This is a genomic window from Rhodococcoides kyotonense, assembly GCF_001645385.1.
Lineage (GTDB): Bacteria > Actinomycetota > Actinomycetes > Mycobacteriales > Mycobacteriaceae > Rhodococcoides > Rhodococcoides kyotonensis_B.
Window position 1 is genome coordinate 1 of sequence record NZ_LVHI01000010.1, and the last position, 14,814, is coordinate 14,814.

General features: G+C 65.2%; 14 protein-coding genes. 2 read left to right on the forward strand and 12 right to left on the reverse strand.

The features are described 5' to 3' along the window. Positions 1-161: 161 nt before the first annotated feature. The 6 genes from A3K89_RS07110 to A3K89_RS07130 form a co-directional block, all read right to left on the reverse strand. Positions 162-1,187, reverse strand: coding sequence for a sulfate/molybdate ABC transporter ATP-binding protein (locus tag A3K89_RS07110; protein ID WP_068423678.1), 1,026 nt, complete (start codon positions 1,185-1,187; stop codon positions 162-164). Next, positions 1,187-1,987: a sulfate ABC transporter permease subunit CysW gene (cysW, locus tag A3K89_RS07115; protein WP_068423679.1), complete on the reverse strand. Its 801-nt coding sequence runs from the start codon at positions 1,985-1,987 to the stop codon at positions 1,187-1,189. The genes A3K89_RS07110 and cysW overlap by 1 nt, the downstream gene beginning before the upstream one ends. After that, the gene (gene cysT / locus A3K89_RS07120) at positions 1,984-2,847 is read right to left on the reverse strand and encodes a sulfate ABC transporter permease subunit CysT (RefSeq protein ID WP_068423681.1); all 864 of its coding nucleotides are present in this window, start codon (positions 2,845-2,847) and stop codon (positions 1,984-1,986) included. Before cysT ends, cysW begins: the two co-directional genes overlap by 4 nt. 5 nt (positions 2,848-2,852) lie before the next feature. After that, complete coding sequence (locus A3K89_RS07125; protein ID WP_068423682.1) at positions 2,853-3,875, reverse strand: sulfate ABC transporter substrate-binding protein; 1,023 nt, start codon at positions 3,873-3,875, stop codon at positions 2,853-2,855. 203 nt (positions 3,876-4,078) lie between these two features. Next, on the reverse strand, positions 4,079-4,180 hold the full coding sequence (locus A3K89_RS26690; protein WP_367946703.1) for an Ms4533A family Cys-rich leader peptide: 102 nt from the start codon (positions 4,178-4,180) through the stop codon (positions 4,079-4,081). 144 nt (positions 4,181-4,324) lie between these two features. Continuing rightward, positions 4,325-4,555, reverse strand: a complete 231-nt coding sequence (locus A3K89_RS07130; protein WP_174551379.1) for a hypothetical protein — start codon at positions 4,553-4,555, stop codon at positions 4,325-4,327. Positions 4,556-4,632: 77 nt separating this feature from the next. Between A3K89_RS07130 and A3K89_RS07135 the strand changes: the two genes are divergently transcribed. Beyond that, entirely contained in the window at positions 4,633-6,675 is a 2,043-nt protein-coding gene (locus tag A3K89_RS07135; protein ID WP_068423685.1) for a glycoside hydrolase family 15 protein, read from the forward strand. 55 nt (positions 6,676-6,730) lie between these two features. Here the strand turns inward: A3K89_RS07135 and A3K89_RS07140 are convergent, their stop codons facing one another. Together A3K89_RS07140 and lepA are read right to left on the reverse strand one after the other, a co-directional pair. Further along, the gene (locus tag A3K89_RS07140) at positions 6,731-7,750 is read right to left on the reverse strand and encodes a nitronate monooxygenase (protein WP_068423687.1); all 1,020 of its coding nucleotides are present in this window, start codon (positions 7,748-7,750) and stop codon (positions 6,731-6,733) included. Between the two features lie 91 nt (positions 7,751-7,841). Then, a complete protein-coding gene (lepA, locus tag A3K89_RS07145) occupies positions 7,842-9,689 on the reverse strand; it encodes a translation elongation factor 4 (RefSeq protein WP_243636952.1) in 1,848 nt (615 codons plus the stop codon). A gap of 150 nt (positions 9,690-9,839) precedes the next feature. Between lepA and A3K89_RS07150 the strand changes: the two genes are divergently transcribed. Continuing rightward, positions 9,840-10,403 (forward strand): type II toxin-antitoxin system PemK/MazF family toxin, encoded by a 564-nt coding sequence (locus A3K89_RS07150; RefSeq protein WP_068423691.1) that lies wholly within the window; start codon positions 9,840-9,842, stop codon positions 10,401-10,403. Positions 10,404-10,448: 45 nt separating this feature from the next. Here A3K89_RS07150 and A3K89_RS07155 read toward each other — a convergent pair whose 3' ends face one another. From A3K89_RS07155 to A3K89_RS07170, 4 genes are read right to left on the reverse strand one after another with little or no spacing between them, the layout of a single operon-like run. Beyond that, entirely contained in the window at positions 10,449-11,222 is a 774-nt protein-coding gene (locus tag A3K89_RS07155) for an aquaporin (RefSeq protein ID WP_068423693.1), read from the reverse strand. A 54-nt stretch (positions 11,223-11,276) separates the two neighbouring features. Further along, complete coding sequence (locus tag A3K89_RS07160; RefSeq protein WP_068423695.1) at positions 11,277-12,107, reverse strand: transglutaminase family protein; 831 nt, start codon at positions 12,105-12,107, stop codon at positions 11,277-11,279. Positions 12,108-12,115: 8 nt separating this feature from the next. Beyond that, positions 12,116-13,090, reverse strand: coding sequence for an alpha-E domain-containing protein (locus A3K89_RS07165; RefSeq protein WP_068423697.1), 975 nt, complete (start codon positions 13,088-13,090; stop codon positions 12,116-12,118). Further along, on the reverse strand, positions 13,091-14,620 hold the full coding sequence (locus A3K89_RS07170; RefSeq protein WP_240931447.1) for a circularly permuted type 2 ATP-grasp protein: 1,530 nt from the start codon (positions 14,618-14,620) through the stop codon (positions 13,091-13,093). Positions 14,621-14,814 lie beyond the last annotated feature (194 nt).

Sequence of the window (14,814 nt, forward strand, 5' to 3'; positions counted from 1 at the left end):
CCCGAACCCGCGCCTACCGCGACAAACGACTCGCCCAAGGCAAAAGCAAACGCGACATCATCCGCTGCCTCAAACGAGCCGTCGCCCGCGAAATGTTCCAACTACTCACACAGAAAATCCGCAGTTGACACTCATAGGAGCATCACGGGGGCCGCAGGCCCCTAGCCGGTCGGGACGATCTCCGGGATGCGCGTCGCCCGCACGTACACCGTCTCACCGGGCTCGAGCTGCAGAGCTTCGCTGTCGCCTCGCGTGATCTGCGCGGAGAACGCTTCACCCGTCGCGGCGTTCTTCAGCTCCACCTTGACCTCGAATCCCAGGTGGACGACGCGTTCGACGATCGCCCGCGTCACACCGGCCGACTCCGCGGTGCCGTTCTTCTGCGCGAGTGCGAGTGCCGGATCCCGTCCGACGCGAATGTCGTGCGGTCGCACCAACATTCCGTTGAGTTTGGCGACCTGTCCGAGGAACGACATGACGAAGTCGTTCTCGGGGCGATCGTAGAGATCCTCGGGTGACCCGACCTGTTCGATCCGTCCCTTGTTCATGACGGCGATGCGGTCGGCGACGTCGAGCGCCTCTTCCTGGTCGTGCGTGACCAGGACCGTCGTCACGTGCACCTCGTCGTGCAGGCGGCGTAGCCACGTCCGAAGGTCTTCGCGCACCTTCGCGTCGAGTGCACCGAACGGCTCGTCGAGCAGCAGAACCTGAGGGTCGACGGCGAGTGCTCGCGCCAACGCCATGCGCTGACGCTGACCGCCGGACAGCTGCGCGGGGAAACGCGTCTGGAAGCCCGCGAGCCCGACGATCTCGAGCAATTCGTCGACGCGGCGTTTGATCTCGTCCTTCGGACGCTTGCGAATCTTCAATCCGAACGCGACGTTGTCACGCACGCTCAAGTGCTTGAAGGCTGCGTAATGCTGGAACACGAAGCCGATCTCGCGTTTCTGAGGGCTGACCCACGTCACGTCCTCGCCAGCCAGAATGACCTGGCCGGAGTCGAGCTGTTCGAGACCGGCGATCGAACGCAGCAGCGTGGACTTGCCCGAACCGCTCGGACCGAGGAGCGCCGTCAACGACCCCTTGGGGATGTCGATGCTCACGTTGTCGAGAGCCGCGAAGTCGCCGTAGTTCTTCTTGGCACCCACCACGGAGATCTCGATGTCGGAACTCTTCTGTGCGGTCATTACTTCGTCCTCTTTTTGTCGAGGGCAGTCATCAGCAGCAACACGATGACGGCGATTGCCATGAGCAGAGTCGACGCGGCGTAGGCGCCTGCTTGGTTGAAGTCCTCGTACCGCGAGTTCACCAGGAGCGTGAGCGTCTGCGAAATGCCGGGGAGGTTCGTCGACACCATGATCACCGCACCGAACTCACCCAGTGAACGGGCTACGGTGAGGACGATGCCGTAGGTCAGACCCCAGCGGATCGCAGGCAATGTGATGCGCCAGAACGTCTGCCACGACGACGCGCCCAGCGTCGACGCCGCCTCCTCCTGCTCCTCGCCGATCTCGTAGAGCACCGGCTCGACTTCGCGGACGACGAACGGGAGCGTCACGAAGATCGTCGCGATGACCATGCCGGGCAACGCGAAGATGATCTTGAAGCCGAGGGACTCGACACCACCGAACCATCCGTTGGCACCCCACAGCAGGATGAGGGCGACACCGGTGACGATGGGAGACACGGCGAACGGCAGATCGACGACGGCCTCGAGGATGCCCTTGCCGCGGAAGCGCCCGCGGACGAGAGCCAACGCGGTGATGACACCGAACACGACGTTGACCGGCACCACGATCGCGACGATCAGCAACGACAACTGCAGCGCCGACTGCGCTGCAGGCGTCGTGATCAGTCCCCAGAACTCGGCGAAACCGTTCTCGAACGTGCGGTAGAGAATCGCCGCAAGAGGGAACAGCACGAGTGCCGCGAGATAGAGCAACGCGACGGTGCGCAGTGACAATTTGACGGGAAGCCCGACCTTCATCGGATCTGCTCCTCACGTCGAGCGAGCCGGTTACCGACGATGCGCAGTACGAACAGCACCACGAACGCCAGCGCGAGCAGGACGACGGAGATGGCAGCGGCATCGACGGGCTGGTCGTATTCGATCAGCTCGCGAATGTACTGCGACGCGATCTGCGTGTCACCGGGAATGTTGCCGCCGATCAGCACGACGGAACCGAACTCGCCGATGGCACGGGCGAACGCGAGGCCGGCACCGCTGAGAATCGACGGCAGCAACACCGGGAGAACTATCGAGCGGAAGATCGTCCAGTTGTTCGCGCCCAGGGACGCGGCGGCCTCTTCCACTTCCTTGTCCAGTTCGATCAGGACAGGCTGGACGGCGCGCACCACGAACGGAAGCGTCACGAACAGCAGGGCGACGACGACTGCAGGCTTCGTCGCGTTGAACACCAGACCGATCGGACTCGCGGGACCGTACAGCGACAGCAGCACGAGGCTCGCGACGATCGTCGGCAGAGCGAACGGCAGATCGATCAGCGCGTTGACGATGCGCTTGCCCGGAAAATCGTCGCGGACGAGCACCCAGGCGATCAGCGTTCCGAACACGAGGTTGATGACCGCGGCGGCCACCGACACCTCCAGGGTGACCTTGAATGTCGCGATGGCGCGCGGCTCGGTGATCGCATCCCAGAAGCCCGAGATGCCGTCGTCGAACGATTTCACGGTCAGAGCCGCCAGCGGCAGCAGAACGATGATGCTCAGCCAGAGCACCGCGACCCCGAGACCGAAGGGCCCGACCGAACCCGACCCGCGGAACTTCCGCCCCTTTCGGGGGGAAGGCCGCGTGCCGGGGGCCGAATCGATGTGCGTCGAGGACATGGTGACTACTGCGTGTTCTCTTTGTAGATAGTGGTGATGGCTCCGTTGTCACCGAAGAGCTCGGCGTCGACGGTTTCCCAACCACCGAGATCGTCGATCGTGCGCAGCGTCGCGGGCGTGAAGAACTTGTCCGTGAACTCGGCGGCGATCTCCGGGTTCGTCGGCCGGAACCCTTCCTCGGCCCAGATGCGCTGTCCCTCGTCGGTGTAGACGAAATCGTTCAACGCGTTCGCCCTGTCGAGTTGCGCGCTCGTGTTGACGACGGCGACGGGGTTGTCGATGCGGAAGGTGTCGGCGACGTCGACATGCTCGACCGGCTGTCCCTGCTCCTCGATGAGCAACGCTTCGTTCTCGTAGCTGATCAGGACGTCACCCTGTCCCTGCAGGAACGCCTCGGTCGCCGCGCGTCCCGACTCGGGCTGCACGGGGAAGTGGCCGGAGACCAGCTGCTGCACGTAGTCGAGGCCGGCTTGCTTGTCCTGGCCACCGTTGCTCTTGGCCGCGTAGGGAGCCAACAGGTTCCACTTGGCCGAGCCGGAGCTGAGCGGGCTGGGGCTGATGACCTGGACGTCCGGCTTCAGCAGATCGTCCCACGTCTGTATGTTCTTCGGATTGCCCTCGCGCACAACGAGAGTCACCACCGAACCGAATGGAACACCGCCGTATGCGTTCTGGTTCCAGTCCTCGTCGACCTTGCCTGCCTTGACCAGACGGGTCACATCCGGCTCGACGGAGAAGTTGACGATGTCGGCGGGCGCGCCGTCGGCAACCTTGCGTGACTGGTTGCCCGACGCGCCGTAGTCGGCATTGATCGACGTACCGTCGCCGTCCTCGGTGGCCGCGAACGCGGGAGCGATGGCGTCCCATCCATTCTTCGGCACCGCGTAGCCGACCAGCGTCAGAGCAGGACCGCTCGACGTGTCGGTCGAGCCGCCGACCGTGTCACTCGATCCACCCCCGCACGCAGCGAGAACGAGGGTTCCGACGGCTGCGAACGTGGTGAGCAGGTAACGAGAGCTGTGCCTCATCGAGTAGGGCCTTTCATCGAGTGTTGCCTCGGATGGATCCACGGAAGGTCGTACGGAAGTCGTGCCGGAGGACGGTCCGTGGACTGCGCCGTCGACAACCCCCGAGAGGGCGACGAACGAGCCGAACCGTCCGCGAGACGTGCACCGACGCAGGCGCACCCTCTACATGGATGCGCGATCTACCGCCGGAGAACAGTTCGCGTCTAGGACGTGATTCGACAACAGTCGATATCTGCGACATCGAGCTTGCCGACCGCAATCAACGCCAACTCATGGCGGACCCGGTACTCGGCAGCGGCAGACACGGTCAGAAATCTAGCAGAGGACTTCGACGGACCGAAAATCCGACTCCGCGCCCCTCATCGCGTCGGTCTACCGGGTCAGCAGCCACGCCAGTACGACGAGTACCAGCAGCGCGATCAGCGCGAGAGTGACTCTCGACTTCGGCATCAGTGACCTTCCCTCGACGGTGAATCGTCCGTTGCGACAGCGACGTCGCGGTCGGACCGGGCATCGCGTCCGAGCGCACGCAGAACCTCGGCCAGCACGCGGTCGAACAACCGCGCCACCCCGAACGCGATCGGCACGAGAACCAGAAGCACGACGATCGACTGGGGAACGAACGGGAGTCCGGTGACCCACAGCTCGATTCCGTCCCACCATGTGGCTAACGCGTGCACCTGTGTCACTGTAGTAGCCGCCACGCCGACGACCCGCATCGGTGGACGACGCGCACTCCTGCGTCGATGATTGGCGTATGACGGCATACGAGGACAAGTCGATCAACGTACCCGTACGCGACGACATGATTCCGCTACCGGGCGCACCCGACATGGACGGACACGACGGCCAGGGCGCCCTGGCCAGCACGGAAGCCCCGATCTCGACTCCGATCTCCTACCGCAGCGCGTTTCCCCCCATCGACGACTACGCGTTTCTCTCCGACTGCGAGACCACATGCCTGATCGCGCGCAACGGGTCGGTCGAGTGGATGTGTGTGCCGCGTCCCGACTCCCCCAGCGTCTTCGGCGCCGTCCTCGACCGAAGCGCAGGCCACTTCCGCGTCGGCCCCTACGGACAGTCGGTTCCCGCCGCGCGTCGCTACCTGCCCGGCGGACTGATCGTCGAGACGACGTGGCAGACCGAAACCGGGTGGATCATCGTGCGCGACGCATTGGTGATGGGGCCCTGGCACAACACCGATCAGCGTTCCCGCACGCACAAGCGCGCCCCGAGCGACTGGGACGCCGAACACATACTGCTTCGCACGGTCAAATGCGTCAGCGGGACCGTCGAACTCGAGATGAGCTGTGAGCCCGCGTTCGACTACCACCGAGCGCCCGCCCGCTGGGAGTACACCGGCAAGGTCTACGAAGAAGCGACTGCGACGTGCGAGGCCAGTTCGATCGGTGATCAGCCGACGCTCAAGCTCACCACCAACCTGCGCATCGGCATCGAAGGTCGCGAGGCTCGCGCCCGCACGCGAATGACCGAGGGTGACAACGTGTTCGTCGCACTCTCGTGGTCCGACCTCCCGGCACCCAAGACGTTCGACGAGGCCGCCGAGAAGATGTGGCGCACGTCCGAATGCTGGCGTCAGTGGATCACCATCGGACGCTTCCCCGATCACCCGTGGCGCGGATACCTTCAGCGCAGCGCACTGGCTCTCAAGGGCCTGACGTACGCGCCGACGGGCGCCCTGCTGGCCGCGTCGACCACGTCTCTACCGGAGACCCCACGGGGCGAACGAAATTGGGACTATCGCTACGCCTGGGTGCGCGACTCGACGTTCGCGTTGTGGGGCCTGTACACACTCGGACTCGACCGTGAGGCCAACGACTTCTTCTCGTTCATGTCGGACGTCTCGGTCTCCGACGACGGCAGCGCCAATCCCCTGCAGGTCATGTACGGAATCGGTGGTGAGAAGACGCTGGAGGAAAGCGAACTGAACCACCTCTCCGGCTACGACGGCGCGAAGCCCGTCCGCATCGGCAACGGCGCGTACAACCAGGAGCAGCACGACATCTGGGGCACCATGCTCGATTCGGTGTACCTGCACGTGCGTTCACGGGAGCACGTTCCGGAGTCGCTGTGGCCGCTGCTCAAGCGTCAGGTCGAAGAGGCCATCGCCAATTGGAGAAAGCCCGACCGCGGCATCTGGGAGGTGCGCGGCGAGCCGCAGCACTTCACGTCGTCGAAAGTGATGTGCTGGGTCGCGCTCGACCGCGGCGCCAAGCTGGCGTCGATCCACGGCGAGGACGAGTACGCGGACGAGTGGAACAAGATCGCCGACGAGATCCGCGAGGACGTGCTCGCGAACGGCGTCGACGAGCGTGGCGTACTCACCCAGCGGTACGGCCACGACTCGCTCGACGCGTCGTTGTTGCTCGTGCCGCTGCTGCGGTTCCTGCCCGCCGACGACGAACGCGTCCGCGCAACGGTTCTCGCGATCGCCGACGAGCTGACCGTCGACGGACTCGTTCTCCGATACAAGGTCGACACCACGGACGACGGCCTGGAGGGCGAGGAAGGCACCTTCACCATCTGTTCCTTCTGGCTGGTGTCGGCGCTCGTCGAGATCGGTGAACTGCAGCGGGCCAAGCACCTGTGCGAGCGTCTGCTCGGATACGCGAGTCCGCTCAAGCTGTACGCGGAGGAGATCGACGCGCGCACCGGTCGGCACCTCGGCAACTTCCCGCAGGCGTTCACGCACCTCGCGCTGATCAACGCCGTCGTGCACGTCATCCGTGCGGAGGAAGCACAGGCGGCCGGGCACTTCCAGCCGGCGCACACCAGCTGACCCTTTCGTGCGTGCGAATGTGCAGCGGGCTGCACATTCGCACGCACGGGCCGCGTCAGCGGCCCAACTGCCTCGCCCATGTCGCCATCAGCTCGGCAGTCGGAAGCGACTGCACGCGAGCATGTCCCGTACCGGCCCACATCGACAGCGCCGACGGATCGTGTGCGGCCGCGGCCTTCGCGCGCATCGGCCCGGTCAGGTAGTGCACGTCGGGGTACGCCAGCGGTGCGTCAGCGGAGTTCTCGCGCATGAAGTCGTTCTCGAGACCCCGTGCAGGGCGCCCCGAGAACGCCCGCGTGACAGCAGTGTTCGCGATGCGGGTGAGCTGTTCACGGTGCACCGGCCTCGTGCCGGCTTCCGGGGTGTCGAGCAACGCGGTCCCGAGCTGAGCTGCGTGCGCTGCACCCGAATCCAACAGCGGCGCAACGTCGTTGCCGTCCATGAGGCCGCCTGCTGCGATGCGCGGCAGGCCCGAGACCGCGGCCACCGCGTCGAGAACCTCGGCCAGCGGAGCCTCGGGCGCAGAACCGTCGAACGTACCGCGATGACCCCCGGCCTCCGGCCCCTGCACGATCAGCGCGTCGACCCCGTTCGCAGTGGCCACCGACGCGTCCTCGGCGCGCGCGACCGTCGCCCACACCTCGGTCCCGACGGCGTGCAGACGTGCGACCTCGTCGGCGGTGAACGTGCCGAACGTGCTCGACACGACGGGCACCGGGTCGGTGATCAGCCACTCGAACTTCTCGGGGTAGAAGTCGTCGCGACGCGGCAGCGCTCCTGGTTCGACGTCGTACTTCTCGAACCAGGGCTGCAGCCGAGCTGCGTAGGCGTCGACGTCGGCGCCCGTCGCGTCCTCGGGCATGAACAGATTGACACCGAACGGCACCGACCCGAGCGTGCCACGCACCCAATTCACTTGCTCGGCAAGCTTTTCGGGCGTCAGCAGCGCACCGGCGATCATGCCGAGGCCACCTGCGCTCGACACTGCTGCCGCCAGCTCGGGCGTCGACGGACCTCCCGCCATGGGTGCTCCGACGATGGGAATCCTCAGTTCGCTCAGTATCCGTGTCGTCATACTGTGCGAACTTACTCCCGGCGGCTGCGCCACCCGTGCGTGCATAGTTGGAGCGGGCGCCAACTTTTCGCGCACGGGCGCCGCAGGCGCACTATTTCTTGGGCTTGTCCGCCGACGACTCCGACGACAGCGCTGCAACGAAGGCCTCCTGCGGCACGTCGACGCGACCGATGGTCTTCATGCGCTTCTTGCCTTCCTTCTGCTTCTCGAGCAGCTTGCGCTTACGGCTGATGTCACCGCCGTAACACTTCGCGAGGACGTCCTTGCGGATGGCGCGGATGTTCTCGCGGGCGATGATGCGCGAGCCGATGGCAGCCTGGATCGGCACCTCGAACTGCTGGCGCGGGATCAGTTCCTTCAACTTGGTTGTCATCTTGTTGCCGTAGGCCGCAGCCGCGTCCTTGTGCACGATCGCGGAGAACGCGTCGACGGCTTCACCCTGCAGCAGGATGTCGACCTTGACGAGGGCCGCGCTCTGCTCGCCGACCTCCTCGTAGTCGAGGCTGGCGTATCCGCGGGTCCGCGACTTCAGGATGTCGAAGAAGTCGAAGATGATCTCGGCCATCGGAATGGTGTACCGCAGCTCGACGCGGGTCTCCGACAGGTAGTCCATACCGCCCAGCTCACCGCGTCGTCCCTGGCACAGCTCCATGATCGAGCCGATGAACTCGCTCGGCGAGATGATGGTGCATCGCACCATCGGCTCGAACACGTCGCGTGTCTTGCCCTCGGGCCAGTACGACGGGTTGGTGACGGTGTGCTCGGTGCCGTCCTCCATCTCGACGCGGTAGACCACGTTCGGTGACGTCGAGATCAAGTCGAGGCCGAATTCGCGTTCGAGACGTTCGCGGGTGATCTCCATGTGCAGCAGGCCGAGGAAGCCACAGCGGAAGCCGAACCCAAGCGCAACCGACGTCTCCGGCTCGTAGGTGAGCGCCGCATCGTTGAGCTGCAGCTTCTCGAGCGCGTCGCGCAGATCGGGGTAGTCGGAGCCGTCGACCGGATAGAGGCCGGAGTACACCATCGGGCGCGGCTCGCGGTATCCCGTCAGCGGATCGGTGGCGCCCTTGCGGAACGTCGTGACCGTGTCACCGACCTTGGACTGGCGCACGTCCTTCACACCGGTGATGAGGTAGCCGACCTCGCCGACGCCGAGACCCGTCGACGCCTTCGGTTCGGGCGACACGATGCCGACCTCGAGAAGCTCGTGCGTCGCACCCGTCGACATCATGGTGATCTTCTCCCGCGGCTTGAGCTCGCCGTCGACGACACGAACGTAGGTGACGACGCCGCGGTAGGTGTCGTAGACCGAGTCGAAGATCATCGCGCGGGCCGGGCCGTCGGGGTCGCCGACGGGTGCAGGCATCTGTTTGACGACCTCGTCGAGCAGTTCCGTGACGCCGACGCCGGTCTTGCCGGACACACGCAGCACCTCGTCCGGCTCGCAGCCGATGATGTGCGCGATCTCGCCCGCGTAGCGATCCGGGTCGGCGGCAGGGAGGTCGATCTTGTTGAGGACCGGGATGATCGTCAGGTCCTTCTCGAGCGCCAGATAAAGATTCGCCAGAGTCTGCGCCTCGATGCCCTGCGCCGCATCGACGAGCAGCACGGCACCTTCACAGGCCTCGAGTGCACGCGACACCTCGTACGTGAAGTCGACGTGCCCGGGTGTGTCGATGAGGTGCAGCACGAATTCTTCGCCGTCGACCGTCCACGGCAGCCGGACGTTCTGCGCCTTGATCGTGATGCCGCGCTCGCGTTCGATGTCCATGCGGTCGAGGTACTGCGCCCGCATCGAGCGATCGTCGATGACACCGGTGAGCTGCAGCATCCGGTCGGCCAGCGTCGACTTTCCGTGGTCGATGTGGGCGATGATGCAGAAGTTCCTGATCCGGGTGGGATCGGTGAACGTCGTGTCGGCGAAGCTGGGCACTCGTATCCTTTGCTGGCGTTTGCAGGAGCAACTGCTCCATGCTCCCACACGAGGGTCGTTCCGCAGGCTTCACTCCCGCCCGTCCCACACCGGCGTCGTTCCACCGGTTCCGCGTCGCGCCGCAGCCGATTCACCGCCTGACTACACTCGGCTCCCATGGCTGGCAACTGGAGCAGACTCGGTAAGGAACTCGGCAAGATCGCACTCCGCGAGGGCCCCAGGCTCTTTCGCCAGCTGCAGAACTCCGGTGCCCTCCAGAAGGGCAAGGACGCTATCGCCTCCAGGACCACGCCCGCCCCGAGCGCTCCCGCCGGGCGGCCGGTGTCGTCGAACGCCGTTCCCACGGCACACCGGGCACGACGCGTCGAATACTCCCCCGACCTCGACGGCAAAGCCGACCCCGGCGAGATCGTGTGGACGTGGGTCACCTACGAGGAGGACGCGAGCCAGGGCAAGGACCGTCCCGTCCTCGTCGTCGGCCGCGACGGCAGCACCCTTCTCGGACTGATGTTGTCCAGCCAGCAGAAGCACGACGGTGACCGAGACTGGGTCGCGATCGGCTCCGGATCATGGGATGCCGAAGGACGGCCGAGCTGGATCCGACTCGACCGTGTCCTGGACGTCCCGGAGACCGGAATCCGCCGCGAGGGTGCCGTTCTCGCGAAGGGCAAGTTCGACGCCGTCGCGGCGCGCTTGCGTTCGGAGTACAGCTGGTCCTGAGTGCCGCTGCGCGACCCGTGCGCGGAAAGTTGGCCTCTGGTGCAACTATCCGCGCACGGGCGGCGCAGCCGCACCGAACACCCCGCGGTAGACGAGCGCGCCCAATGCTCCACCGACGAGCGGGAAGACGACGAACAGCCAGACCTGTCCCATCGCGCCGGGCTGCCACGGGGCGACGGCCAGGCTTCGGGCCGGATTGACCGACGTGTTGTCGATCGGAATCGACACCAGATGGATGACCGCCAGCGTGAAGCCGATCGATACGCCGGCGAGCGGGACGTCGGAGATCTGGTCGGTCGAGGCCAACACGACGAAGACGAGCAACGCCGTCAGGAGCACCTCGACGACGATCGCTGCCGTGATGCCGTACCCGTTCTCCAGGATCCCGCCCAACGGGCCTTCGATCGCCGACGGGCTGTGCGGTCCCCAGCCGTTGGCGCCGAGGCCGTCGACGCTGCGGTCGTACGAGGGAAGACTGTTCGCGATCGCGAACAACACCGCGCCGGCTATCAAGCCGCCGACGACCTGGGCAACCATGAACAGCGCCGTCTGAACGATCGTCAGACGGCCGACGAGCAACTGCCCGAACGTCACGGCCGGATTGACGTGACATCCGGAGATCGGGCCGATCGCGTAGACCAGGAACAACAGGGTCAGGCCGAAGGCGAGCGCGACGCCCAGATTTCCCACCTTGTCGCCGGCGAAGACCGCGGTACCGACTGCGGTGAACACGAGCACGAACGTGCCTATCGCTTCGACGATGTACTTCTTGGTATCGGAGATGACCTCGGGTTCCACGTACTCCTGTGCCGTCGACATAGCCCACCTCTGCTCGATCGAAAAGTCGAAAAGAGAAACCTGCCGAGCAGTAGGTTACGCCAGTCGTGTGATCTCTACCACGACATCGAGGTCGGTGGAACCACCACCCGAATAGATACCTTTCAGGGGCGGGACGTCCGCGTAATCGCGTCCGAGACCCACCGACACGTGCTGTTCGCTGACGGGAATGGCGTTGGTCGGGTCGTAGCCCCACCAGGCGCCGGTCCATGCCTCGATCCATGCGTGGCTCTGCCCCTCGACCGACGCACCGACGACTGCTTCCTTCTTCGGGTGCAGGTAGCCGGAGCAGTAGCGACTCGGGATACCGACGCTACGCAGCAGCAGAAGCGTCAGATGCGCGTAGTCCTGGCAGACGCCCTTCTTCTCCGACCACGCCTCGACAGCCGACGTGTGCACGCCCGTCGTGCCGGGGACGTACGACATCTCCTCGTGTACCCATTCGGCAATTGCGACGACCGATTCCTGGGGCGGTAGGCCCTTCGTCAGCTTCTTCGCGATCGACGCGAGTTGCCGATTCTGCGGCACGTAGACCGTGAAGCCGAGGACTTCGTCGAAGCGGTCGACGACTGCTTCGCTCGCCAGGTACTCCCACGACGCCGTCTCCTCGGGCGGCGTGAACGGGTCGGTCTCCACGACGGACGACCCCGTCACCTCGAGTTCGGTGTGCGGCGCGTGCAGGTCGAACGCGGTCACCGCGGTTCCCCAGTAGTCGGTGTACCGGAACGATCGAGTGACCGGATTGGTCTCGACCCGGTTCAGAATGACGTTCTGTCGGTGGTCGCTTCGTGGCGTCAGACGCGCCTCGTTGTACGACGACGTCACCGGCGCGTCGTACTTGTAGCCCGTGGTGTGCACGACGCGCATACGCCAACTCACAGCTCACCTTCCAGTTGATCTTCGTAGCTCCCCTTGCCTGCGTCGGTCCACGCGACCCACGGCGCGGCGTGAAAGTACTGCTTGGAGATGGCGTCGCCGAGTTCGCGGCACGTCTCCTGCAGCGCGATCAGCCGGTCCTGCAGATCGTCCAACAACGCACCGGGGCGCAGGAACTCCAGTTCGCTTCGGGCTCGACCCAGCAACCGCTGGGCTTCCGCACGAGCGCCGACGCGGCTGTTCGGCTGATGATCGAGCTGATCGAGCGACCGCTCCGCCTCGCTGAGCGCATAGAACACCGATCGCGGAAAAAGCCTGTCCAACAACATGAATTCGAGCACGCGTTGCGCGTCGAGCGCCCCTCGGTACGTCCGAAGGTAGGTGTCGTGCGCACCTGCCGCGCGCAGCACCGTCACCCACGCGGGCGACGACGGCCTGTCCCCCGCGCGTGAGAGCAGCAGCCGCACGACCATGTCGACGCGTTCGACGGAACGGCCGAGGATGAGGAAGCGGTAGCCGTCGTCGTGACTGAGAGTCGAGTCGGCGAGACCGGCGAACATCGCCGCCCTCTCCTCGATGTAACTGAAGAACTCGTGCGGACCGGTGCGTTTCGACGCGCGGATCCGATCACTCAGCCCGTTGTAGGTCGTGTTGAGGCATTCCCACATCTCGGTGGACGTGACTTCCCGTGCGCCGCGGGCGTTTTCGCGCGCACTGGACAGCGAGTCGACGATGGACCCGCCGCCTGTCCGGCTGAACGCGACGAGCTCGGTGAGCGACCACACGTCGAACGACTCGTCGGGCTCGTACCGAAAACCCAGCACGCGCAACAGAACTCGCGAGATGTGGTCCGGGTCGACGGTCGCGTCCTCGAGCAGCTGGTGCACCGTGACGTCGAGAATGCGGGCAGTGTCGTCCGCCCGCTCGACGTATCGCCCGATCCAGTAGAGCGATTCCGCGTTCCGAGCGAGCATCTAGCTGACACCACCGTTCGACTGCTGCTGCTGTTGCTGCTGTTGCTGTTGGTCCATCGTCAGTTCGGGGCCCTGCTCGACCGTCGGCGACTCGGGCGGTTCACTGACGATCTCCTCGCCCGCGAGCTCCTGCTCCTCCTGCGACGTTCGCGTCGCCAGCACCCAGGTGTCCTTGCTGCCGCCACCCTGACTGGAATTGACCACCAGGGACCCCTCCGGGAGCGCGACGCGCGTCAGACCACCGGGCAGCACCCAGACGTCGTCCCCGTCGTTGACCGCGAACGGGCGAAGATCGACGTGACGCGGCACGAGCCGGTCGCCGATCTTGGTGGGAACCGTCGACAGCTGGACGACGGGCTGAGCGATCCACCCGCGCGGATCGGCACGGATCTTCTTGCTGATGGTCGCCAGTTCCTTGGGCGACGCGTCGGGACCGAAGACGATGCCGTAGCCGCCGGAACCTTCGACGGGCTTGATGACGAGTTCGTCGACGCGATCGAGCACTTCCTCGCATTCGTCGTCGAGCCAGCAACGAAACGTGTCGACGTTCGCGAGCAACGGTTTCTCGCCCAGGTAGTAGTCGATGATCGTCGGTACGTACGTGTAGACGAGTTTGTCGTCGCCCACACCGTTTCCGACGGCGCTGGAGATGACGACGTTGCCGGCACGCGCGGCGTTGACGAGCCCAGCGACGCCGAGAACCGAGTCGGGCCGGAACTGCATCGGGTCGAGATAATCGTCGTCGATGCGTCGATAGATGACGTCGACCTGACGCTCACCCTCGGTGGTCCGCATGTAGACGACGTTGTCGCGGCAGAACAGGTCTCGCCCCTCGACCAGTTCGACGCCCATCAGACGAGCGAGCAGCGAATGTTCGAAGTAGGCCGAGTTCGCGACTCCCGGGGTCAGAACGACGACGGTGGGGTCGGCCTCGTTCAGTGCGGCGGACGCACGCAGGGCGCGAAGGAGGTGCGACGCGTAATCCCCCACCGCGCGGACTCGATGCGTCGCGAACAGATCGGGGAACACGCGCGCCATCGTGCGGCGGTTCTCCATGACGTAGGACACGCCGGACGGCGAGCGCAGGTTGTCCTCGAGGACGCGGAAGGTGCCCTGGGCGTCGCGCACGATGTCGATGCCGGCGACGTGGATACGGACACCGTTCGGCGGGACGATGCCGATCGCTTCGCGGTGAAAGTGCTCACACGAGGTGACGAGGCGCTTCGGGACGACGCCGTCGCGCAGAATCTCCTGGTCTCCGTAGATGTCGGCGAGGAACATCTCCAACGCCTTGACGCGCTGCTTGAGGCCACGTTCGAGTCGAGACCACTCACCCGCCGCGATGACGCGCGGCACCTGGTCGAGCGGAAACGGCCGCTCCTGACCGGACAGCGAGAACGTGATGCCCTGGTCGATGAAAGCGCGGCCCAACGCATCGGACCGCGCGTCCAGGTCGGCCGAGCTCGACGGTTCGAGTGCAGTGTGAATTCCTTTGTAGGGCGTTCGGGTCTTTCCTTCGCCGTCGAACATCTCGTCGAACGCCGAGCCGTACTTCCCGTTGTCGAGGTAACCGTCGAACACCCCGTCGATGACGGGATTCGCACGTGCCGCGGATTTGGACTTCGTCTTGGCCTTGGCCTCTGGGGCTGCGGCGCCTCCGGATCGCGGACTCATTGTCGACATGTTGCTACAGAGACTGGCGTCGAGCGCGCTGGACACGTTAA